The 22,722-nt window shown below is 66.4% G+C and carries 14 protein-coding genes, 1 pseudogene and 1 riboswitch; of the genes and pseudogenes, 6 read left to right on the forward strand and 9 right to left on the reverse strand.

Translation table 11 applies throughout. The features are described 5' to 3' along the window. Positions 1 to 11 precede the first annotated feature (11 nt). The 3 genes from IEW85_RS09195 to IEW85_RS09205 all read left to right on the forward strand — a co-directional run bounded on the left by IEW85_RS09195 (position 12) and on the right by IEW85_RS09205 (position 1,974). Positions 12 to 551: an NUDIX hydrolase family protein gene (locus IEW85_RS09195; protein ID WP_188684935.1), complete on the forward strand. Its 540-nt coding sequence runs from the start codon at positions 12 to 14 to the stop codon at positions 549 to 551. A gap of 66 nt (positions 552 to 617) precedes the next feature. Beyond that, entirely contained in the window at positions 618 to 1,160 is a 543-nt protein-coding gene (locus tag IEW85_RS09200; RefSeq protein ID WP_188684937.1) for a hypothetical protein, read from the forward strand. After that, on the forward strand, positions 1,153 to 1,974 hold the full coding sequence (locus IEW85_RS09205; protein ID WP_188684939.1) for a hydroxymethylpyrimidine/phosphomethylpyrimidine kinase: 822 nt from the start codon (positions 1,153 to 1,155) through the stop codon (positions 1,972 to 1,974). Before IEW85_RS09200 ends, IEW85_RS09205 begins: the two co-directional genes overlap by 8 nt. A gap of 104 nt (positions 1,975 to 2,078) precedes the next feature. Here the strand turns inward: IEW85_RS09205 and IEW85_RS09210 are convergent, their stop codons facing one another. Then, positions 2,079 to 3,320, reverse strand: a complete 1,242-nt coding sequence (locus tag IEW85_RS09210; RefSeq protein WP_188684940.1) for an acyl-CoA dehydrogenase family protein — start codon at positions 3,318 to 3,320, stop codon at positions 2,079 to 2,081. A 64-nt stretch (positions 3,321 to 3,384) separates the two neighbouring features. Next, entirely contained in the window at positions 3,385 to 4,110 is a 726-nt protein-coding gene (locus IEW85_RS09215; RefSeq protein ID WP_188684942.1) for a response regulator transcription factor, read from the reverse strand. A gap of 36 nt (positions 4,111 to 4,146) precedes the next feature. Here IEW85_RS09215 and IEW85_RS09220 point away from each other — a divergent pair, with 36 nt between their 5' ends. Further along, positions 4,147 to 5,331, forward strand: coding sequence for a sensor histidine kinase (locus IEW85_RS09220; protein WP_188684944.1), 1,185 nt, complete (start codon positions 4,147 to 4,149; stop codon positions 5,329 to 5,331). A gap of 327 nt (positions 5,332 to 5,658) precedes the next feature. Here IEW85_RS09220 and IEW85_RS09225 read toward each other — a convergent pair whose 3' ends face one another. The 3 genes from IEW85_RS09225 to IEW85_RS09235 all read right to left on the reverse strand — a co-directional run bounded on the left by IEW85_RS09225 (position 5,659) and on the right by IEW85_RS09235 (position 12,188). Next, on the reverse strand, positions 5,659 to 7,035 hold the full coding sequence (locus IEW85_RS09225; RefSeq protein WP_188684946.1) for a copper amine oxidase: 1,377 nt from the start codon (positions 7,033 to 7,035) through the stop codon (positions 5,659 to 5,661). Positions 7,036 to 7,168: 133 nt separating this feature from the next. Then, complete coding sequence (locus IEW85_RS09230) at positions 7,169 to 10,831, reverse strand: choice-of-anchor G family protein (RefSeq protein WP_188684948.1); 3,663 nt, start codon at positions 10,829 to 10,831, stop codon at positions 7,169 to 7,171. Between the two features lie 247 nt (positions 10,832 to 11,078). Further along, positions 11,079 to 12,188: a sensor histidine kinase gene (locus IEW85_RS09235; protein ID WP_188684950.1), complete on the reverse strand. Its 1,110-nt coding sequence runs from the start codon at positions 12,186 to 12,188 to the stop codon at positions 11,079 to 11,081. 441 nt (positions 12,189 to 12,629) lie between these two features. Between IEW85_RS09235 and IEW85_RS09240 the strand changes: the two genes are divergently transcribed. Further along, positions 12,630 to 13,334 (forward strand): response regulator transcription factor, encoded by a 705-nt coding sequence (locus IEW85_RS09240; protein WP_188684952.1) that lies wholly within the window; start codon positions 12,630 to 12,632, stop codon positions 13,332 to 13,334. A gap of 75 nt (positions 13,335 to 13,409) precedes the next feature. On the opposite strand, the gene gcvT is transcribed toward IEW85_RS09240, so the two are convergent. Both gcvT and gcvP read right to left on the reverse strand, forming a co-directional pair. After that, positions 13,410 to 14,594, reverse strand: coding sequence for a glycine cleavage system aminomethyltransferase GcvT (gene gcvT / locus IEW85_RS09245; protein WP_188684955.1), 1,185 nt, complete (start codon positions 14,592 to 14,594; stop codon positions 13,410 to 13,412). Positions 14,595 to 14,704: 110 nt separating this feature from the next. Further along, a complete protein-coding gene (gene gcvP, locus IEW85_RS09250) occupies positions 14,705 to 17,608 on the reverse strand; it encodes an aminomethyl-transferring glycine dehydrogenase (protein ID WP_188684957.1) in 2,904 nt (967 codons plus the stop codon). A 167-nt stretch (positions 17,609 to 17,775) separates the two neighbouring features. Next, positions 17,776 to 17,877, reverse strand: a riboswitch (glycine riboswitch). Positions 17,878 to 18,173: 296 nt separating this feature from the next. On the opposite strand from gcvP, the pseudogene IEW85_RS14635 reads away from it, so the two are divergent. Further along, positions 18,174 to 18,944 (forward strand): annotated as a pseudogene (locus IEW85_RS14635) (sodium/glutamate symporter); the annotation flags it as partial. A gap of 586 nt (positions 18,945 to 19,530) precedes the next feature. Here the strand turns inward: IEW85_RS14635 and IEW85_RS14370 are convergent. Next, on the reverse strand, positions 19,531 to 20,970 hold the full coding sequence (locus tag IEW85_RS14370; protein WP_308420880.1) for an allantoate amidohydrolase: 1,440 nt from the start codon (positions 20,968 to 20,970) through the stop codon (positions 19,531 to 19,533). 30 nt (positions 20,971 to 21,000) lie between these two features. Next, the gene (locus IEW85_RS09260) at positions 21,001 to 22,428 is read right to left on the reverse strand and encodes a YfcC family protein (protein WP_188684961.1); all 1,428 of its coding nucleotides are present in this window, start codon (positions 22,426 to 22,428) and stop codon (positions 21,001 to 21,003) included. Between the last annotated feature and the right edge of the window lie 294 nt (positions 22,429 to 22,722).

The following is a 22,722-nucleotide window of genomic DNA, read 5'->3' on the forward strand; positions in this document are numbered from 1 at the left end:
AGCATGGTGCCATGTCAGTGCGCACCCCTGATCCGAACCCTGGATGGCTGAACGAGGCTGACCTCTACGAGGCCCGACGCCGCCTCCCGATGGTCTACGTGGAAGCCATCCCGGTCCGCCAGGACGCCCTGGGCTATGTGACCGAACTGGGGCTGCTCTACACCGCCGACGACGACGGCCGCTTCTCCCGCAGCGTGGTCTCCGGCCGGGTCATGTACCGCGAGACCATCCGGGCGGCTCTGCTGCGCCACATCGAGAAGGACCTGGGCTCCCTGGCCCTGCCGCAGCTTCCGCCGTCGCCGGTTCCCTTCACGGTGGCGGAGTACTTCCCCTACCCCAGCGAGACCGGTCTGGTGGACAACCGCCAGCACGCCGTCTCCCTGGCCTATGTGGTGCCGGTCTCCGGGGAATGCTCCCCGCGCCAGGACGCGCTGGAACTCTCCTGGGTCACCCCGGAGCAGGTGCTCACCCCAGAGATCCAGGCGGAGTTCGTCGGCGGCCGCGAGCAGATGGTCCGCCAGGCGCTGGCCCATATGGGCTACGTGGGCTGACAGGCTCACCTACCAGGTCAGCGGCCGCTTCGGCGCTGGCTTCTACCAGCGGTAGAATTGACCTCTATGACGACGCCCGCTCCGGAGAAGACCACTGCGCGACGCCGCCGCGCGCACACCAAGGACGCCGGCCCTCGGCCGCGGATCCGACTGGGACTGACCGGTTGGGTCATCTCCTGGCTCGGCCCCACCGCGGTGATGGGGGCCCTGCTGCTCGCACTCTCCTTCGTCCCCGGCCTGGATGACGAGGGCTTCCTGACTCCCCTGATCCCGCTGATCGCAGGCGCCGCCGTCGGCGTCGGGATCCCGGGCACCCTGCTGGTGAACTGGCTGTACCGGCACCATCTCAACGTGGTCCTGCACGTGCTGGCCTATGTGGTGGTGGGGCTGCTCTACGGTCCGGTGATGCTCTTCGCCGGCACGGCAGGCCTGATGCCCATGCTCATCCCGCTGGTCGGCTTCCCCGCCGGTCTGCTGCTGGGCGCCGGCCGCTGGGTCGCCCAGCCCCTGGCCACTGTCGAAGACCCTGCCGAGCAGGCCGCTGAGAGCGAGTCTGCCCGCGACGAAGCTGCTGAGGAGCCCACTGATGAGGAGACGCAGAATGACTGATGCACCCACGCCCGCGATGACGCTGACGATCGCCGGCTCCGAGGCCACCGGAGGCGCGGGCGCCCAGGCGGATCTGAAGACGTTCCAGGAGCTGGGCACCTTCGGCATCGTCGCACTGACCTGCATCGTCTCCTTCGACCCGAAGAACGACTGGAACCACCGCTTCGTGCCGGTGGAGGCCCAGACCATCGCGGACCAGATCGAGGCGACCTTCGCGAATTACGACGCCGAGACCCTGGACACGGTGAAGCTGGGCATGATGGGCTCCCCCGTCACCATCTCCACCGTCTCCGAGGCGCTGGCGCAGCGTCAGTCCAAGAACGTGGTGTTGGACCCGGTGCTGATCTGCAAGGGTCAGGAGCCCGGTCACGCCCTGGACACCGATAACGCGCTGAAGGCGGAGCTGCTGCCCAAGGCGACCTTCGTGACGCCCAACCACTTCGAGACCGAGCAGCTCTCCGGCATGACCGTGGAGTCCCTGGAGGATCTGAAGGCGGCCGCCCAGGAGATCCACCGCATCTCCGGCGCAGCAGTGCTGGCCAAGGGCGGTGTGCGCCTGGAGGGTGCCGACGCCGTGGACGTGTTCGTGGATGAGAACGGCCTGGAGGTTCTCTCCGCCCCGAAGATCGGCGAACACGCCGTCTCCGGCGCCGGCTGCTCCCTGGCCGCCGCCGTGGCCGCTGAGCTGTCCAAAGGCGCCGCTCCCCTGGAGGCTGCACGCCGGGCCAAGGACTTCGTCACCGCAGGCATCCGCCAGCGCGTGGTAGGACAGACCCCGTTCGATGCCCTCTGGCAGGGCGGCCTGCGCGGCTGAGGCTTCTCGCACAGTCGCTTTCGGCCACCGTCCCCAGATCGCGCACTGTCGCAACACCCCGCGGCTCCCCACGGAAGCAGCCGGCGTCGGGACGTCGCCCCGGATCAGGCGAAGGCGGAGAACCCGGTGAGGTCGCGGCCGATGATCAGCGACTGCACGCTCTCGGTGCCCTCGTAGGTGTGCACCGCCTCGATATCGGCCATATGCCGCGCCACCTTGTTCTGCAGCAGGATGCCGTTGCCGCCGAGCATGTCCCGCGCAGTCTGCGCGATGGCCCGGGCCTTGCGGGTGTTGTGATACTTGGCCATCGAGGCCTGCGGGCCGGTCAGCAGCCCTGCCATATCCCGCTCGGCGGCCTGACGGACATGCAGCTGCATAGAGGTCAGCTCGGAGACCATCCAGGTCAGGCGCTCCTGCACCTGCTGGAACTGCCCCAGCTTCTTGCCGAACTGCTCGCGCTGTGTGGCGTAGTTCAGAGCGGACTCCACGACGGCGGCGGCATGGCCGACTGCGGACCAGGCCACACCCAGCCTGGTGGCGAAGAGGACCTTGGAGGCGTCCTTGAAGCTGGTCGCCCCGGGCAGCACGGCGGCCGCCGGAACCTCCGCATCCTCATACTGGATCAGCGCCTGGTGGATGGCCCGCAGGGAGTACTTGCCCTCGATGACCTGCGCCCGGTAACCGCGGGTCTGCTGATCCACCATGAAGCAGCGCACCTGACCATCGTGGACTCCTCCGGAGACCCGGGCCCAGGTGAAGGTCAGCCCGCCCGAGGCCCCGTTGCCGATCCACTTCTTGGCCCCATTGAGCACATAGTGCCCGGACTCCTCATCACCGACCAGCCGAGCGCTGGTCTCCAGTGAGACCGAATCCGAGCCGTGGGTGGGCTCGGTCAGTGCGAAGGAGCCCAGGGTCTCTGCCGTGGCCAGCTTCTTCAGATGCTGCGCCTTCTGCTCCTCAGAGCCGAAATAGGCCAGGGTCCGCAGGGCCAGCCCGCCCTGGACGGCCAGGGCTGTGGCCAGGGAACCATCGATCCGCGACATCTCCATGTTCACCAGACCGGCGGCCAGCGGAGACATGGTCTCCAGCCCGACGCCGTCCACCTCCACACCATCGGTCAGCAGTCCGCGGCGGCCGGCGTCGGCCACCAGGTCCACCGGGTATTCGCCGCGCTCCCAGTGCCGGCTCATCCGAGCCTCGAGGCCCTCGGCGTAGTCGCGGGCGCCCTGCCACCAACGCCGGTCCTCGTCCGGGACATCGGCGAAGACCCCGTAGTAGTCGAGGTCCAGCGGCGTGGAGACGTCATAGGTCGGATCAACAGAGGAATCTGGAGCAGCATGTGTCATGAGACACATGTTACCCATGAGTCACGTCGCCGTCACCAGTGCCACCCAGGTCCGGCGGAAGCACTCACTCCAGCGAGGGCTCCACCACACCCAGCTCCACTGCACGGATCAGCAGCTGCACGCGGTCGCGGACACCCAAGCGCTGCATAAGACGTCCCATATAGGCCTTCACGGTGGCCTCCGAGACCATCATGCGCTCGGCGATCTCCGAGTTGGAGCAACCGGTGGCCAGCAGGCGCAGCCCCTCCAGCTCACGCTCGGGCAGCCGCGGCATCTCCGGATAGCGCTCCAACACGGAGATCACCTGGGCAGGATCGTTCTTCACCGAGACCATCAGCTGATGCGCCACCGAAGGTGAGAAAGGCGCCATCCCATCATCGACCTGCCGGATGGCGTCGATGATCTCCTCCGGCTCGGCGTCTTTGACGATATAGCCGCCCGCGCCGGCCCGCAGCGCAGGGATGACATAACGCTCAGTGGAGAAGGTGGTCACGGCCAGCACCGCCACGGAGTCGAACATCCGGCGGATCTGCCAGGTGGCCTCGATGCCGTCCACCCCGGGCATGTGCATATCCATGACCACGACCTCGGGCATCAGCTGGCCCGCCGACTCCACGGCGGCCGCTCCCTCACGGACCTCGCCCACACAGCGCATGCCGGGGCTGGAGTCCACATAGGTGCGCAGGGCCGTGCTCATGACCGGATGATCATCTGCGATCAACACCCGGATGTCCTGCGGATCATCTGTCTCCCCCACTTCAGGGGCCGAAGACTCCGCAGATCTGATCATGACAGCATCCTACTGACCTGATCATAGGATGGACATATGCCGTCCATCGCCGAGGAGTTCGAATCCGGAGGATTCTGGTCCTGCCGCGATCTGAACAAATGGGCTCTGGTGATCGTCACCCTGCTCTTCGGCATCTCCCTGGGCGCAGACATCATCTTCGAATCCATCGAGGGGCAGGTCTATCCGGTCCTGCTCACCGTGATCGGCATGCTCAGCGTCAGCTGTGTGGTGCTGCTGTGGGTCTCGGTGACCTGGGCCTGCGCCGTCGGGCTGGCCATGCTGGCGCTGGGCCTGGCTGTGGAGGGCGGCTTCGTCTACTCGCTGGTGCTGAGCCTGCTGCTGACCAGTATGGCCGCCATGGCCACCACTAAGGCCTTCCGCCGAACCTTCCTGGCCGCCGTCGTGGTGTGGCTGGTGATCATGGCTGTGCTGATGCCGGACGTGGCCCAGGGTGCGGTGACAGCCCCGGCCGGGACGGTGCTCCTGCTGCTGGTCTATGCCGCGGGCAGCGCTTTCCGACGGCTGACCAATGCGCGGCTGCAGTCCCAGCGGGAGCTGGAGGTCGCCGAGGAGAAGCACCGGACCTCCGTGGCCTCGGAGCGCCAGTCCATCGCGCGGGACCTCCACGACATCGTGGCCCATGACATCACCATCATCGCCATGCAGTCCCGCGCCGCGCGGATGGCCGGCACCGAGGACGCCTACCGGCAGGCGGTGGACACGATCGGAGACTCCTCCCGAGCGGCGCTGAAGGATCTGCGCCGTATGCTGGCGCTGCTGCAGGAGGACCAGGATCCGGACCCACACTCCTCCTCAGCCACGGAGCTGGACTTCCCCACCGGCGCCGCGGCCTTCACCGATCAGCTGCAGCAGCTGGGGATCCATTCGGAGTGGAGCATCGACGGCGATATCCGCAGCCTCTCCCGGTCCGTGCATGCCGCGCTGTACCGGATCCTGCAGGAATGCACCACCAATGTGGCCAAATACGCCGGCAGCGGCCAGCAGTGCCGGATCCGGTTGGACGTGGGCGAGGAGGATGTCGGCCTCACCGTCAGCAACACAGTGGCCTCCCGACGCCGGGCGATGACCGGTTGGTCCAGCTCCGGGGCGGGCCTGATCGGGATCCGCGACCGGGCGCAGGCCTTCGGCGGGAGCACCCGCGCGGGCTTCGACCGGCGGGGCCGATGGACCGTCACCGTGCAGGCCATGAAGAAGGCCTGACCCGGCCTTTTCATACGCTTTCTGAGTGGAACCTTCATTGACGCTGATGACGAGCTGTACATACCTGTGATCTGGAGAGAAACCCTAGACGAAAGTCGACTAGAGGGCCCTTGAGCCGGCTGGAGAGAATGGAGGGGTCGTGCAGAAACGGTGCACGCTCCACACAGTGTCGGTTTGGAGAGCCGCCGGGTTTCGGTGCAACGTTCCGGCGGAGGAAAACTTCAACTGATACGGCACAGGCCCGGGCGGTGGGAACGGCATCGCCCGGGCCTCTCCGTCTGCAGGAGCAGCGAGTCCACAGCTCACCGGAGAATGATCATCTTCTCCTCAGTGAGAATGTCCGCCGTCCTCCATCTCTTCCATGTCTTCGATCTCCTCCACGAATTCAGAATCCTCAGGCTGGCCATCGATGTCCTCCCGCCCATCGGGCACATCCGCACGCGTCGAGGTCAGATCGCGCGGCATCATGTCGAAGGTCTGCCAATGGACCTCCATCGGGGACTGATCCTCATCCCGAGGAACGTGGTGATACCCCACCGCCACCCAAGAGACGGGGTCCTCCAGCTCCTCCCCTGCGCTGTCTTCCACATAGTCGATGACGCCCGATCCACATCCGCCGCGGTTCTCCGTAGCGAAGATCTGACATTCGTCGTAGTTGGTGAAGGCGATGTCATAGCCGGAGTCCGCGCCGTGGTTCTCTTCGTCATGGACGTAGGTGAAGGAGTCCGTCTGGCCCAGATTGATCTCATAGGACATCGGATGACCGTTGGCGTTGAGCGACTCCGGCGCCACCACCCGCCACCAGCGGCGCTCCTGCGTCTGATGGGTGGAGGGCTCGTCGACCGATGCCAGAGACCCGTCAAGGACGGGGGCCTCGGATCCCATCTCACCGGTGGGTTCGGCATCGAACTGTTCGACCTCCTGGGGCTGATCAGCACCGCCGATCCCCCAGTGGATCCTCCACACCACGTTGTGCGCGTGATTGGCCGCGTAGTCGGCCTCCTCATCCCCGATCGGCCAGCCATGCTCCTCATCGGTGTAGTCCACCGGAGAGAGGTCTCCTGTGGCTCCCAACGCAGGCCTGATCGACCCGTCCGAACCGAAGTTGTACTCCGCGATGTACTCGTACCAACCCACTTTGGAGATGGTCGACAGAGTCCATGTGTTCCCACGATCGGCGGTCAGCGTGCCGTCTGAGAAGGAGCGGTAGGCAAGCCCTGAATCGATGATCTCCGAACACAGCACCTCCCTCTCAGGGGTATCTCCGAAGGTGGAGCCGTCTCCGATGTTCGGCACCTCGATGCCGAACCGCTCACCGGCACATTCGGCCTCGGACAGTGAGTGCATCCGAGTGCCGCCGAACCCAGCCTGCGTGATGTCAGCGGTCAGCCGCTCACCGTCATCGTAGGGCACCTCCATCTGCGCCAGGGCCATCTCCCGGATCAGCAGGATCGGTTCGCGGTCAGCAGGGGTGAAGTGGATGTCGCTGAGGACTGCTCCGGACTTCGCATCCACTGAGAAGCACATGGACCAGACGGACCCGGACGACATCTCCTGAGTCAGCGGCTCAGCGCCCTCCTGACAGTCCAGATCGGCTCCAGAAGCAGAGGCCTCGAGGTCCTCAGCATCAGAGCTCGATCCGCAGCCGACCCCCAGGACAAGAACTGCGGCTGCGACGAGCGCGCGGTATGCACGCGTGGTCATATCTGATTCTCCTTGCTCGTTCTCTCTGGGACTGGACTGAGACACAGGTCAAGGGCGGCCGCACAACTCAACGTCACGCGACCGCCCTCGACTCTGGACCCCGGATCATCTCAATGAGATGCCCCGTGATGGATCATTCTGCAGCTGTGTTCTTCCTCCGGCTGAAGAACAGCACACCTGCACCGGCTGCCAGCGCCAGCAGCGCCAGGCCGGCCAGCGTTGCGAACCCGCTCACACCAGTGGCTGCCAGCCCGCCGGACGGCTGGGAAGAGTCACCGCCGGATCCGGCGGAACTGTCCTGCGGATCGACTGTGCCGATGCCCGCGCCGTCGCCATGCGCCTCGCCCTGACCATCTGTCACCTGGAAGGTGACAGCCTGCTCGTCATAGCCCTCAGCAACGACGCTGAAGGTGTGGGCGCCGAGCTCAGCCTCCTCCGGGACCTCCCAGGTGAAGGTCACGACGCCGTCCTCATCAGCGGTCTCAGCACCCAGGTCGATGGTCGGATCGCTGTTCATCACACCGCTGACCTCCGTCCCAGGCGCGTATCCGGTGGCGTAGCCGATCTGCTCGGCACCGAGCTGGACCTGGGCGTACTCGACGCTGATGCCGAGCTGACCGGTCGCTGCCTCATCGACGACCTCGACCACGCCGCAGGCATTGTCTCCGGTCTGCGGATCTGTGGCGGAGATCTGGATCACAGCATTGTTCAGCTCAGCCGGAGCGGTCCACGTCACGGAGAAGGTTCCGTTCTCCTGCACCTCGGCAGAGTCGGTGGCGACCACCTCTCCGTCGAAGTCGGTGAACTCGAGCTCCACGGTGTTGCCCGGGGCGAAGTTCCCGCCGGTGACGACGACCTCCTCACCCGGAGCGACGCTGCGCGGCTCCGCCGACAGCGTCGGGGCCTCGTCAGCCGGCCCCTCGGTGACGGAGACGCTGATGGCGTCTGAGATCTCCGGGTCCTCGGTGTCTGCAGCCGTGATGAACAGGCCCCCGGGCTCAGTGCCCTCGGGGACAGTCCAGCTGGTTGAGAAGAGTCCGTCCTCTCCGACCTCGAGACCTTCGACGGTGTCGACGGGCTCACCATCTGCATCCGTGATGGTCACCTCTACCGTCCGGCCCGGGTAGTAGCCGGACCCCTGGAGGGACAGCTCTTCACCGGGCTGCAGAGCTTCAGGCTCGGCAGTCAGGTTCGGATCGATCACAGTGCTGTCACCATCGATGACGTCGAAGCTGCCCGCGGAGGTGACCTCCGGATCCTCGTCGTCAGTCAGATGAGCGATCAGCGCCCCAGGTTCAGCACCTTCCGGGACGGTCCAGGTGATGGAGACGGACCCGTCCTCAGAGACCGGGGTCTCTTCCACGCTGTCCATGATGTTGCCGTCCAGGTCGGCGATCTCCAGGGTCACCGTGGAACCGGGCACGTAGGAGTCACCTGCGACGGTGACCTGACCGCCGGCCGGGATCTGTTCCGGCTGCACGGAGACGGCGGGCTGGTCCGCAGCGTCACTGTCGACCACGTCGACCACCTCGGAAGCCCCGATCTCTGGATCTTCGTCATCGGTGATGGTGAAGATCAGGACGCCAGGCTCGGTGTCCTCTGGAATGGTCCAGGACTCGGAGATGTCGCCGTCGCCGAAGTCGATGCCCTCGACGGTGTCGATGACGTCACCCTCCGGATCGGTCACCTCCAGGGTTCCGGTGGAGTCCTCAGGGAAATCGCCGCCTTCGACAGTGACGGTGTCACCGGGCTCAGCAGTGTCGGGCTGGATAGTCAGACTCGGAGCCGGAGCGCCGTCGTCGCCTCCATCCTCAGCGCCGTCCTCAGTGCCGTCCTCGACGCCGTCCTCAACACCATCCTCAGTGCCGTCCTCGACGCCGTCCTCAACACCATCCTCAGTGCCGTCCTCGACGCCGTCCTCAACACCATCCTCAGTGCCGTCCTCGACGCCGTCCTCAACACCATCCTCAGTGCCGTCCTCGGCTCCGTCGTCAGTGCCGTCCTCGGCACCGTCGTCAGATGGATCGATGACTGTCAGCGGGACCTCAGTCTGCTCACCGCTCTCCTCATCCGTGACGCGCACGACGAGGTCACCGGGCTCCGCATCCTCCGGAACAGGGAAGGAGAGATCGAACGCGCCGTCCTCATCCGTGGTGACCTCTTCGGGGTCCCCCACGGGGTTGCCCTCCGAATCGACCAGCTCAACGGTGGCGGCGCTGTCCGGGGTGAAACCGGTTCCAGCGACATCCGTGCTGTCTCCGGGATCGACCTCAGCAGGATCCACCGTCAGGTCGAGGTCGAGCTCGCCGTCGTCGTCAGTCTCGCAGGCGTCGATGCGGGCACCGGCCTTACCCAAGTCCAGACGTCCGGCATCGGCTGCCTGCAGGAAGCCCACGCTGATGGCAGAGACTTCGAGGCTTTCGGTGGCCTCAGTGCCGTCAGGCAGTTCGCAGGTCTCCTCGACCTGACGGTTCAGCTGCACGGAGACGACCTCAGCGGCCATCTCGATGAAGGGCTCGAGCGCTCCACGGATCGGAACAGTGATCGAGTTGGTCTTGATGTCGCGGACCAGCAGATCGAAGACCTCCTGGCCGGCGTCGCCGATCACGAAGTCACGGGCCGGGACCAGAGCAGTGTCGACCAGCGGTGCGATGACCGTGTTGACGGTGGTCTCCAGCGTGGTGCAGGTGAGAGTCCCACCCTCGCACTCCAGCGGCCGCACCTCTTCATCCATGAGGTTCACACCCCAGGAGGCCACGGTGTCTCCGACGGTGGCCTCCAGATCAACTGTGACGCTGCCGGCAGCACCCTCGACTGCGCCGAGCACGATGTCGGTGACTTCCTCCATCGCGTCGTGCACCGTCTCAGCGATCATCGGGTAGATCTCATCGTCGATCAGCTCAGTGTTGGGGTTCTGGTTGTTCATGCCCGTCGGCTGATCGGGCCGCATCTCGCCGGAGAGGAGCTGGTCGAGGTGGAGCTCCATCGTGCCGGTGGAGAAGTCGATCGTCAGCACCTCGTTGTTGGTGGTGATCGGCTCCGCCAGCACAGCTTCGAAGATCTCCTCCTGCATCTCGGAAGTGACCGAAGCATCCACGGAGGTGTCCCCGGGGACGGCATCGAGGATGTCCGTCAAGTCCAAGAGGGAGTTGACCTGATCCTCCACCTCAGCGTCGATCTCACCGATGGTGTCATAGATCATTCCCGCAGCTTCCTCCACTGCAGGGGACTGCAGGACCATGCTGGCTTCGCCGGCGCGGTACTGACCCGGACCGCCGACGCCGTCCTGGTCCAGGAACTCTCCATCCTCTGCAATGACCTCAGCGCCGCCGGCCCCGAGGTAGAGGGAAGCCTCGTCGACGATCAGATCTGTCACACCGCTGGCACCGGAGAGCTCCATCAGGGAGAGGAGGTCGATGTGGGCGGCGCCGAAGTCAGCTTCAGAACCGTCCAGGTGCACAGAGCCGTCTGCTCCGGCAACACCGGTGACCGCCCGTGCATCCTGCGGACCGCTGGCCTCAGACTGGGACTCCAGAGCGCCGACTTCGCCGAAGTCGACGAAGTCTGTCAGCGGAACTTCGACATCACCGAGCTGGATGACCTCGGAGCCCAACGCGTCTGCGTTCAGCGCCTCTCCGTTGGGGCCGGGATCGGCGTCCCAGGTGGCCTCGGAACGGCCGCCTCCGGCCAGACCGGTCCCCAGGATGCTGGAGTCGACGATGCTGGCGGATGCCTCGGCGGCTTCCTCCGGGTGGTTGTCCACTGCTGCCGACGCCGGCACTGCATGAGCGCCCACGGTCAGAGTGGATATGACACCCAGGGAGACGGACGCACTGAGCCAGCGCCCTTTCGGAACAGGATGTTTGGGCCCCATCCTCCCGGGCTTCTGCGGAACGTTGTCGGGTTGCATGCATTCCTCTCGTGCATGGTCATGTCTGCAGCCATCTGATCCGATGAGCTCAGAGGAAACGTGTGCTACGTCCCCCCGACGATCACGCTATGGTCACGGCACCGGCCGGATGTAGTCCCCTTTGGGAGACAAATCAGGTTCTTCCAAGGTTCGACACTCTGGTCTTCCAGGTTCCGGGGCTCGTAACCCCTGCCTCGACCCGGCCTCCGAACTCGCTGGCCCGCTTGCGGATGTTCCGCAGGCCCTCCTCGGAGCTGAACGGTATGTCGCGTTCGTCCCGCTGCTGTGCTGGGAGCGAATTGGTCACGCAGAGTTCGATGCCCTCTGCCGTCATCTCCGCGGAGAGGGTGCATGCGGCGTCGGCGCCGCGCGCGCCGTATTTGATGACGTTGGTGCAGCACTCCTGCAGGATGCGGTAGACCGAGCGTTCCACCGCCGGAGACACACCTTCCCAGCTGCCGGAGAGGAGAGTCCGGGTGCGGATCCCCAAAGATTCCAGCTCCAGCCGAAACTTCTCCAGTCCGTCCACCACAGTGAGCCGGTGGCCCCTTTCGGAGCCGCCCTCATGGCCTGTGTCATCTCCTGAGAGCACGGTGACGATGCGCCCCAGGTCCTCCAAAGTGGCCCGAGATGATTCTCCCACTCGACGCATCGTCCTGCGGATCAGCGCGTCGTCCTGACCCAGCCGCGCCATCTCCGCCTGCATCGCGATCACGGTGATGTCATGGGCGACGACGTCATGCAGGTCCCGCGCCAAGCTTCTGCGTTCAGCAGCCAGGGACTCCCGATGCCGACGTTCGGCCGCCTCCAACTCACGCCTGTCCTGCTCCTGCTTCTCACGGAGCCGGCGAGCTCCTGTTCCGAGAGCATAGGCCCCGAGCAGCAGGACGATCATGCTGCCGAACACGAAGATCTGCGCGGAGACTTCGTGCAGATGGGAGGCATACCAAGCGGACCAGACGCCGGCGGCGGCCAGGAACACCCACCGGACCGGCGGCCGGGAGAAGTAGGCACAGATCCCCGCCATCAAAACCAGGAACATGGCCTGCTCAAGGGCCGCAGAACCCATCACCACGCTGAACACACCTGCTGCCAGCCCCACGACGGCGGCCGCGGAGACCGAGAGCCAGAGCACAGAGAGCGCAACCAGCAGAAGCGAGATGGAGAGCAGTGACCGCGGGGCCAGCACATCTCCCGAGGCCCATACAGCCATGATGCTGGCAGCGAGCCAGGCGGCAGACATCACCGTGATGATCGCCAGGAGGAAACGTTCGGGGCGCTGGGCTCCGCGGCGCAGAGAACCTCTGCGGGGAGCTGAGCTGCGGGGTCGCTCAGTCGCAGTAGAAGGGGTCGACGTACTGACAGAAGAACTGGTTCGCCCCGGAGCGGGTCTGCACCCCCTCATCGGCGCCTGTCTTCTCCTGAACACTCGCAGTCCATCCTTCGGGAATCTCAGGGGGCGCGGTCCGAGTCTCACCGTGGATGTGCGCGGGTGAGACAGCCACAGTCAAGGAAACCACACAGGCCGAGAGGGTCGATACCATGGCGACCCGTGTCCACTTTCGAGGATATGTCTTCATACAGTTGATGTTAAGGAAGTGGTAGGCGAATCCGAAGTCCACTTTCGTGCATATCCTCTGCAGCAGGACCCACGTCCCTCCGAGAAGCGGATAGAGTCGATCCGGTGATCACTCAGGACACGTTGCGCGAACACACGGACCGGCCGATGGGCCTGCTGAGCGTTCTGGTCGCCGATGACCACCCTCTGATGCGTGAAGCAGTCAAGGGGTATATAGAATCCGCCCCAGACATGACCTGCGCAGGCACAGCGGACGACGGAGCGTCAGCCGTCGAACTGGCTCTTCAGACCGAGCCGGACGTCATCGTCATGGACATCCAGATGCCGGAGAAGGACGGCATCCAAGCGACTGCGGAGATCCTCCAGCACCGCCCCACAGCCGCTGTGCTGACGGTGACCACCTTCGATCAGGAGCTCTACGCCGTACGCTCCCTTCAGGCCGGCGCCCGCGGTTATCTGCTCAAATCCGCACGGGCCGAGGAGCTCCTGCAAGCCATCCGCGGCGTCGCCTCCGGGGAGGTCCCACTCTCGCCGAAGGTGGCCGAAGACCTCATCCTGGAGGCAGCCCGGGACAGCGCCAGCATCCGCCGGTCCCTGAGCCGGTACAACATCCCAGAAGTTCCCGAGCGCCAGCTCGCTGTGCTGAAGCTGCTGGGGCGCGGATACAGCAATGCCGAGATCGCTGATGAGCTCTTCCTGGCCGAAGATACGGTGAAGAAATACCTGCAGAGACTCAACGACCGCTTCGAGACCCGTGACCGCGTCCAGCTCCTGATACGTGCCGTGCAGCTGGGCTTCATCGAGCCCTGACACGGGGCTGCGGCCCCAGCCCCGGTGTCCCGGCGTCAGCTCCGGTGAGTGGGCCATGTTCAGGGCGTGCGTGGCTCAGCCGCGGGAGTAGAACGGCAGCTCCACAACCTCGAAGGGTTGAGGTCTGCCGCGCAGATCGATGTCCAGGCGCGTGCCCGGCGCTGTATGCGCCACATCCACGTAGGCCATCGCGATCGGGTGTCCCAACGTGGGGCTGGGCTGCCCGGAGGTCACGACGCCCACCAGGCGGCTGGGCTGCTCAGCCTCGCCGGCCGCATGGTCGGCGTCGGGGGTCTCCTCCGGGAGCACCACCGAGTATCCGGAGCGGCCGGCCCGCCTGCCCAGACCCTTGAGCCCCACCAGGCGTTGTCCGCTGGTCCTACCCCGGCCCTCAGCCTTTGCTGCCTCCAGGGCGGCCCGGCCCACGAAGTCCTCCCCCTTGGAGAAGGAGACCACGGGCAGGCCGGCCTCGAAGCTGACCCGCTCCGTGGAGAGCTCATTGCCGTAGAGCGGCATGCCGGCCTCCAGCCGCAGCGAGTCCCGGCAGGCCAGACCGCAGGGCGTCAGCCCGAAGTCCGCCCCGGCCTCACGCAGGGACCGCCACAGGGCGCCGGCCTTGTCATTGGGCATGAAGAGCTCGAAGCCGTCCTCGCCGGTGTATCCGGTGCGAGCCAGCAGCACCTCCTGCCCGCCGATGGTCACTGTGGCGGAGGCGTAGTAGCCCAGCTCCTCCACGATGTAGGTCTCATCCAGCCGCACCACGGAAGAGATGATGTCCTGGGACTTCGGCCCCTGGACGGCGATCAGACTGATGCCCTCGGACTCGTCCCAGACCTCGGTCTCCGAGCCCTGGGCGGCGTTGAAGGCCTGGACGCGTTCCTCCAGGGCGGCGGCCACCACCTCGCGGTTGGCCGCATTGGGCACCACCATGTACTCCTGCTCGGTGATCCGGTAGGCGATGAGGTCATCCAGGATGCCCCCGTCCTCGCGGCAGATCAGCGAGTATTTTGCCTTGCCCACGCGGATGGCGGCCAGGTTCCCCACCAGTGCGGTGTTGAGGAAGGTGCCGGCGTCGGGTCCCACCACGCGGATCTCGCCCATATGGGAGAGGTCGAAGAGTCCGGCGGTGGTGCGCACCGCATGGTGCTCCTCCAGCTCGGAGGTGTACTTCAGCGGCATCTTCCATCCGCCGAAGTCGGTGAAGCTGGCGCCCAGCTCCTCATGCTCTCCGGCGAGGGCGGTCTCTCTGAGGTCAGTCATATCGTCTCTCTCGTTCTACCAAGCGCTTCTCTGTCTACCTGCCCCGATCTGCAGGGGTAAAGCGAGATATGCTTGGTAAAGCGCGGGTTTGGCAGGGTTGGGTGGGCGTTTCAGAGCTCGAAGGCTTCCGGCGGCGGGCAGGAGCACACCAGGTTCCTGTCACCGTGGGCGCCATCGATCCTGCTCACCGGCGGGAAGTACTTGTCCTGGCGCAGCCCCTTCACCGGGAAGGCGGCCTGTTCGCGGCCATAGCTCCGGCCCCACTGGTCAGAGCCGACGACGGCGGCCGGATGCGGAGCCCAGCGCAGCGGCGAGTCCTCCTGGGTCACGGCACCGTCGATGACCTCCTGGATCGCTGCGCGGATGGAGACCATGGCCTCGATGAAGCGCTCGATCTCCCCCAGATCCTCCGACTCGGTGGGCTCCACCATGAGCGTGCCGTTGACCGGGAAGGCCAGTGTGGGCGCATGGAAGCCGTAGTCGATCAGCCGCTTGCAGACATCCTCGGCGGTGATGCCCGAGACTTTGGTCAGCTCGCGCAGATCCAGAATGCACTCATGGGCGATCAGCCCGCTCTCCCCGGTGTAGAGGGTGGGGAAATGATCGGCCAGCCGCGCGGCGATGTAGTTCGCGCTCAGCAGCGCATACTCGGTGGCGCGGGTCAGCCCCTCAGCTCCCATCATCGCGATATAGGCCCAGCTGATCGGCAGCACACCGGCCGAGCCGAAGGGAGTGGCCGTCACCGGCGCTCCCCCGCGGACCTGGCCGTCGGCGTCGGTGGCCCAACCGGCACCCACCTCAGTGGTGGGCAGGAAGGGCCGCAGATGCTCCGCCACGGCGACCGGCCCGACACCGGGCCCGCCGCCTCCGTGCGGGATGCAGAAGGTCTTGTGCAGATTCAGGTGGGACACATCGCCGCCGAACTCTCCGGGCTGGGCCAGCCCCACCAGTGCGTTGAGGTTGGCGCCGTCGATGTAGACCTGGCCGCCGGCCTGGTGGACCTTGCCGCAGACCTCACGGACATCGGCCTCGTAGACTCCGTGGGTGGAGGGGTAGGTCAGCATGATCGCGGCGATCCGGTCCGGATGCTGGGCGATCTTCGCGTCCAGGTCCTCCAGGTCGATGGTGCCGTCCTCGGCGGTGGCCACCACGGCTACCTGCAGACCGGCCAGCACGGCGGATGAGGCGTTGGTTCCGTGGGCGGAGGCGGGGATCAGGCAGACGTCGCGGTCGGCATCGCCGTTGTCCAGGTGGTAGCGGCGGATGGCCAGCAGACCGGCGTATTCTCCCTGGGAGCCGGCGTTGGGCTGGATGGAGACCTCGGCGTATCCGGTGACCACCGTGAGCTTGGACTCCAGGTCAGCGATCATCGCCCGCCAGCCCTCGGTCTGATGCGCCGGGGCGTAGGGGTGGATCCCGGCGAACTCGGGCCAGGAGATGGCCTCCATCTCGGTGGCGGCGTTGAGCTTCATGGTGCAGGAGCCCAGCGGGATCATGGTCCGGTCCAGAGCCAGATCGCGGTCGGCGAGCTTCCGCAGGTAACGCATCATCTGCGTCTCGGAGCGGATCTCGTGGAAGATCGGGTGGGTCATGAACTCGCTGGTCCGCGCCAGCGACGCAGGGAAGGCCCGGTCATGCTCAGCGGTCTCGGCCTGCTGATGCGCGCTGTCCGCGGCGCCGAATGCCTCCAGCACGGCCGCCAGCTGGGCCGGCGTCGTGGTCTCGTCCACGCTGATGCCCACTGTGGTCTCATCCACGCGGCGCAGGTTCACGCCGTTGGATTCGGCGGAGAAGAGCACCGCCTCTGCGGAGGCCTCCGAGCCCAGGCGGACCTGGACGGTGTCGAAGAAGGAGTCGGTGACCAGCTGCTGGCCGGCCTCGCGCAGCGCCTGTGCCAGGCCGCGGGCCTGGGCGTGGACCGTCTCTGCGATCCGGGTCAGCCCTTCGGGTCCGTGGTAGACGCCATACATGGAGGCGGCCACGGCCAGCAGGGCCTGGGCGGTGCAGATGTTGGAGGTGGCCTTCTCGCGGCGGATGTGCTGCTCGCGGGTCTGCAGGGAGAGACGGTAGGCCGGACGCTCCTCCGCATCCTTGGAGACGCCCACCAGACGGCCGGGAAGCTGGCGCTGAATGCCGGAGCGCACCGCCATAAAAGCGGCATGCGGGCCGCCGAAGAAGAGCGGGATGCCGAAGCGCTGCGAGTTGCCCACGGCGATGTCCGCGCCCTGCTCGCCGGGAGGGGTGACCAGGGTCAGGGCCAGCAGATCTGCGGCCACGGTGACCAGCGCGCCGCGCTCCTTGGCCTCGGCGATGAGGTGCGAGTGGTCGGCCACGGTGCCGGAGTTTCCGGGCTGTTGGAGCACCAGGCCGCTGATCTCACCCTCGGGCAGGCCCTGGCCCACCACGTCGTGGAAGATGACCTCGATGCCCAGGGCGTCGGCCCGGCCCTGCACCACGGCGCGGGTCTGCGGGAAGATGTCGGTGTCCACCACCACCGGGGCCTCGGCCTTCTTCCGGTTGGCCCGGCGCATCAGCAGGATGGCCTCGGCCACGGCGGAGGACTCATCCAGCAGGGAGGCGTTGGCGATGTCCAGGCCGGTCAGATCGGCCACCATGGTCTGGAAGTTCAGCAGCGCCTCCAGACGGCCCTGGGAGATCTCCGGCTGATACGGCGTATAGGCGGTGTACCAGGCGGGGTTCTCCAGGATGTTCCGCAGGATCACCTGCGGGGTGTGGGTGCCGTAGAAGCCCTGACCGATCATCTGGTCCTTGACCGTGTTGCGGGAGGCGTAGTCGCGCAGGGCATCCAGCGCCTGGGCCTCGCTGAGCGGCTCGGGGAGGTCCAGCTGCTGGTCCTGCAGGATGCCGGCGGGCACGGCGCTGTCCACCAGCTGCTGCAGGGAGTCGTAGCCGAGGGTGCTGAGCATCTGCTCGGCGGCGGAGGCTGAGGGGCCGATATGCCGAGCGGCAAAGCCGTTCAGCGGCGCGGTGGAACCGGGATGCTGGGAACTCATGGGGGAACCTTCCGGGAGCGTAGCCGTTGCTGGGTGTCCCTCCCCCACTCTGTAGAAGACCTGAGAGTTTCACCGCCGACCACCCTGCTGATCAGGGCGGAGGCGGCTTGCACCTTGGGTGAGCAGGCGTCCTGGCAGAAGGACGCCCGGCTGCTTTCCAGAGTCGCCACCCCTGCGCGGTACAGGTGCCTGAGAGATTCCCGGGGAGGATATTGCTCCTTCGGCGCCGGCGAGCGCATAGGCCCGCCGAACTCTCCCGCACAGGGGACGTGGCGTATGGAGTTGTGGTCGCGTTCACGCGATGCCGCCAGTCTATCCGAGCACGGGTTACGCAGGAATGACATCGGGCCGATGCTCTCTGATGCATCTGCGTCCCTTGACCAGGGATATCTGACCCCTCCGGAGGCCGATTTCGGGGCCAGCTGTCCCTGGAAGAGGGACGCCGATAGGCGGTCGGGAGGTCGCTGGTGCTGTGATCCAGGCTTCACCCTCTAGACTGTCCCGCGGCCCCCGGCCCGGGGTGCTTGTGAAGAATGTCCCGTGACCCGGGAGAGAAGGTTCCTCTATGAGTCCCGATTCAGTCGGTTTCGCCGTCGTGCTGCTGGCGGCTGTCATGCTGCTCGGCAAGTACCTGCGCGTGAAGGTTCCCGCCATCCAGAAGCTGCTGCTGCCCAGCGCCATCGTGGCCGGCTTCCTGGGTCTGCTGGTCGGCCCCGAAGTCCTGGGCCGGCTGGGCGGAACGATGGGCTGGGACTGGCTGCAGAACGGCGGCCTCTTCACCGATGAGATCTACGAGGTCTGGGGCATGCTGCCCGGGCTGCTGATCTCCGTGGTCTTCGCGACCCTCTTCCTGGGCGCGCGCATCCCCTCCCCCAAGCGTGCCGCCAAGCTGGTGGGGCCTCAGCTGTCGGTGGGCGTGGCCTACGGCTCCGGTCAGTACGTGGTGGGCATCCTGCTCGCACTGCTGGTGCTGGCCCCTGTCTTCGGAGTGGACCCGCTCCTCGGCGCGCTGATCGAGATCGCCTTCGAGGGCGGCCACGGCACCGCCGCCGGCATGCAGCCCGCCTTTGACGACATGGGCATCCCAGAGGCAACCGACCTGGCAGTTGCCATGGCCACTGTGGGCCTGGTCTCGGCCATCCTGATCGGCATCGCCGTGATCAACTGGGGCGTGCGCACCGGTCGCACCCAGGTCATCAAGAACGTCTCCGAGCAGTCCGACTCCGAGCTGCGCGGCCTCTACTCCGATGATGAGACCGTCCACACCGGACGCATGACCGCCCGTCCTTCCTCCATCGAGCCGCTGACCCTGCACGTGGCCGTGGTGGGCCTGGCCATCATCCTGGGCTGGCTCATCCTGGAGGGCCTGATCTGGGTGGAGGACCAGCTCTGGGGCCAGCCCGGCTCTGTGTGGCCCGGTGCCGACGGTGAGGGCCTGACCCTGCTGGGCTACGTCCCGCTGTTCCCGCTGGCGATGATCGGTGGCGTGCTCATCCAGATCCTGTTGGACCGCACCGGCAACTCCCACCTGCTGGACCACGAGACCATGAAGCGCATCCAGGGCCTGGCCCTGGACATCCTGGTGGTGGCCGCCCTGGCCACCATCTCCCTGACGGTGATCGCCGACTACTGGCAGACCTTCCTGATCCTCTCCGTCGCCGGCGTCGCCTTCTCCACGTTCATGCTGCTCTACTTCACCCCGCGCATCATCCCGGCCTTCTGGCTGGAGCGCGGCATCGCCGACTTCGGCCAGTCCATGGGCGTGACCGCCACCGGGCTGGCGCTGCTGCGCGTGGCCGATCCGGACGACAAGTCCCCGGCCCTGGAGGCCTTCGGCTATAAGCAGCTGTTCTTCGAGCCGTTCTTCGGCGGCGGACTCATCACCGCGGTCTCCATCCCGATCATGTTCGCCACCGGCAGCGTCATGTGGATCCTGATCCCGATGGCGGTGCTGTTCGTGATCTCGCTGACCTCGGGCATGATCTACCACCGCGGCGTGAAGTCCGGGAAGTGGACCGATCCGGCGGCCGAGGCGAAGGTCTGAGCCTGCCCAGCTGAACCCGCTGGCCCGACCCGTTGTCAGCGAGGCCCATCTTCAGCTGCGGGCCAGCTCCCAGACCGGCTTCGAAGGCCTGGATGCCCAGAGCGACGTCGGGGGCGGTCACATGCTCATCAGGGTGATGGGAGATCCCGCCAGTGCAGCGGATGAACAGCATACCGATCTCAGTGACCTCGGACATCGCGACCCCATCGTGGCCGGCCCGCGAGTAGGTGTGCAGCGGGTCCTCCGCGCCGGCGTCGTCGGTGGTGGAGATGGCGGCGGCGATGACCTTCTGCAGGGGGGCTGAGCATTCCACTGCGGGAGCACGCAGGAACTCCTCCACAGTCAGCCGCAGCCCCCTGGCCTCGGCCAGCTCGTGGAGCCGGGCACTCATCTCCTCCCAGGCGGCCTCCCGCGGGGCATCGGCCGGTGCGCGCAGGTCGATGCTGAAGACCACCTCGCGCGGGATGACGTTGACCGCTCCCGGTGCGGCCTCGATCTGACCGACGGTTGCCACCACCTCCCGACGCCGGCCGATCTCCTCCACGGCCGCGATCATCTCCGCGGCACCCACCAGGGCGTCGCGGCGGTGGTGATACGCAGTGCCGCCGGCATGTCGGGCCTCCCCGGTGACGGTCAGGGTGAAACAGCGCTCCCCCACGATGGAGGTCACCACGCCCAGGGCGCGGCCGGCCTCCTCCAGCTGGGTGCTCTGCTCGATATGGGCCTCGAGGTAGCCGCGGATCTCCTCCGGGGCGCGAGCGGCCTCGCCGATGCGCGTCGGGTCCAGACCGAAGGACTCGAAGGCCTCGCGCAGCGTGAGCCCCTGGTCATCGGTGTGCTCCCACCAGTCCTGCTGCCAGGCCCCCGCCATGGCGTAGGAGGTGAACAGCCCGCTGCCGAAGCGGCTGCCCTCCTCATCGGCGAAGGCCACCACCTCCACAGCGAAGGGCAGCTGATCGCGGTGCGGGGCCAGCCGGTGGATGACCTCCAGGGCCATGATCACACCCAGCGGCCCGTCATAGCGGCCGGCACCGGGCACCGAGTCCAGATGCGAGCCCAGGAGCAGCGCGGGCAGACCGGGCTCCCGGCCCTCCATCCTGCCGATCAGCGTGCCTGCGGCGTCGATGCGGGTGCTCAGTCCGGCCTCCTGCATCCAAGAGGCGGCCAGATCGTTCTGCCGGTGGTGCTCCTCGGAGAGGTAGGTTCGCAGGATCCCGCCCTCCATGGAGGTGATGCCTGCCAGCTCATCGCAGCGGCTCAGGGCGCGGGCGGCGGAGGGGTCGGTTATGCTGGAGCGGGTCCTTTCTGGAACATGGATGTCGGATGGTGCGCGGCCGGCGTCGGGGGCTCAGGAGTACTGGATCAGCGCCGCCACGGTGACCAGCAGGGCACCGGTGGTCAGCCAGATCAGCAGCAGCGGCCAGATGAACCGGAACCACTTCTGCAGGGCGATGCCGGCCACGGCAAGCGATCCCATCAGGGAGGTCTGCATGGGGTTGATGATGTTGGTCATGCCGTCGCCCAGCTGGAAGGCCAGCACGCCAGTCTGGCGCTCCAGGCCCAGGACGTCAGTCATCGGGGCGATGATCGGCATGGTCACCGTGGCCTGGCCGGAGCCGGAGGCGATGACCAGGTTGAACAGCGCCTGGAAGATGAAGATGCCCACGATCTGCACCGGGCCGGGCAGGGCCTCGATGGCGGTGGCCGCACCGTCGGCGATGGTGTCCACCACGGCCCCATCCTCCAGGACCACGATGATGGCGCGGGCGAAGCCGATGATCAGCGCACCCATGATCATGCCCTGGGCGCCCTTGACGAACTCCTCGGCCGAGCGGCTGGGGCCGTAGCCGCAGACGAAGCCGGCCACGATGCCTACGCCGAAGAACACCGCGGACATCTCCATCAGGTACCAGTCGTGGACGTTGATGCCCCAGAGCAGCAGGGCGATGCCGCCCACCAGCGTGGCCACGGCAAGGATGTGGCGGACCTGGATCTTCTGCTCCAGCAGCTCCTGGGCGTCCTCGCCGGCCTGCATCTGCTCCAGCTCGGCCACGATGCTCTTGGCCGGGTCCAGCTTCACCTTCCGCGCGTAGCGGATGAGCCAGAGACTGGTGACGGTGATCAGCACCAGCAGCACCAGGAAGCGGAAGCCGGCGCCGGAGAAGATCGGGACATCGGCGATGGCCTGGGCCACGCCCACGTTGAAGGGGTTGAAGATGCCGGAGGTGAAGCCGATGGTGGTGCCCAGCAGGACCATGGCCGTGCCCACCATGGCGTCATAGCCCAGGGCGCGGGCCACCAGGATGCCCAGCGGCACGAAGATCAGCGTCTCCTCGCTCATGCCCATGGTGAAGCCGGGGATGGAGAGGGTCAGCAGGAAGGCCGGAATCACCAGCACCGGGGAGCGGCCGAAGCCCTTGGCCATGCGCCCGGTGAGGCTGTGGATGGCTCCGCTGGACATGATGATCTGGAAGGCGCCGCCCAGGATCAGGATGAAGAAGATGATGTCGGCGGCCTCGACGAAGCCCTCGACGATCGCCATGGGGAAGAACAGCGGGTTGAACGGTGAGGATTCGACCTGCTCGTAGGAGCCCGGGACCACCACCTCGCGGCCGGAGTCCGGGTCCTCGGCGCGGTCGAAGTGGCCCGCCGGGATGAGGTAGGTCAGGGCTGCCGCCACCAGGGTGATGATGATCAGCAGGACGTAGGTGTGCGGGAAGCGCAGGAACCGACGGACCCCCTTCCGCTCCGGCTCTGCGTTCGTCACTGTGCTCATATGGGTACTCCTGTGCGAGTGGTCAGGCGATGCGTTGGCGTTGAACCTACTGTGCCTGGTCACCGGCGGCAATGGGAGAAACATCCAGCCCGGAGTGTGGGACTGCAGAACTGCTCGGACCGGCGGGCAGGACCGAGCTTCACCTGCGCCTCAGAGTGGTGCCTCCTGCAGATCTGCCGCGCCCTGGAGGCAGCTGCGCGCCAGATGCGTTCCCTGGTACCCCGGTGAGACGGGGCGGGGAGGTGATCCGACGGTGATCAGATGTTTTCGCAGGCGAAACTGCGCAGAAACGTC

Origin of the sequence: Nesterenkonia cremea, assembly GCF_014642675.1 — a bacterium.
GTDB lineage: Bacteria > Actinomycetota > Actinomycetes > Actinomycetales > Micrococcaceae > Nesterenkonia > Nesterenkonia cremea.

What these genes read in the sequence shown, in the direction of transcription:
- IEW85_RS09195 (WP_188684935.1), top strand. Translation starts at nt 12, where the DNA reads ATGTCAGTGCGCACCCCTGATCCGAACCCTGGATGGCTGAACGAGGCT.
- IEW85_RS09200 (WP_188684937.1), top strand. Translation starts at nt 618, where the DNA reads ATGACGACGCCCGCTCCGGAGAAGACCACTGCGCGACGCCGCCGCGCG.
- IEW85_RS09205 (WP_188684939.1), top strand. Translation starts at nt 1,153, where the DNA reads ATGACTGATGCACCCACGCCCGCGATGACGCTGACGATCGCCGGCTCC.
- IEW85_RS09210 (WP_188684940.1), bottom strand. Translation starts at nt 3,320, where the DNA reads ATGACACATGCTGCTCCAGATTCCTCTGTTGATCCGACCTATGACGTC.
- IEW85_RS09215 (WP_188684942.1), bottom strand. Translation starts at nt 4,110, where the DNA reads ATGATCAGATCTGCGGAGTCTTCGGCCCCTGAAGTGGGGGAGACAGAT.
- IEW85_RS09220 (WP_188684944.1), top strand. Translation starts at nt 4,147, where the DNA reads ATGCCGTCCATCGCCGAGGAGTTCGAATCCGGAGGATTCTGGTCCTGC.
- IEW85_RS09225 (WP_188684946.1), bottom strand. Translation starts at nt 7,035, where the DNA reads ATGACCACGCGTGCATACCGCGCGCTCGTCGCAGCCGCAGTTCTTGTC.
- IEW85_RS09235 (WP_188684950.1), bottom strand. Translation starts at nt 12,188, where the DNA reads ATGTCTGCCGCCTGGCTCGCTGCCAGCATCATGGCTGTATGGGCCTCG.
- gcvT (WP_188684955.1), bottom strand. Translation starts at nt 14,594, where the DNA reads ATGACTGACCTCAGAGAGACCGCCCTCGCCGGAGAGCATGAGGAGCTG.
- gcvP (WP_188684957.1), bottom strand. Translation starts at nt 17,608, where the DNA reads ATGAGTTCCCAGCATCCCGGTTCCACCGCGCCGCTGAACGGCTTTGCC.
- IEW85_RS09260 (WP_188684961.1), bottom strand. Translation starts at nt 22,428, where the DNA reads ATGAGCACAGTGACGAACGCAGAGCCGGAGCGGAAGGGGGTCCGTCGG.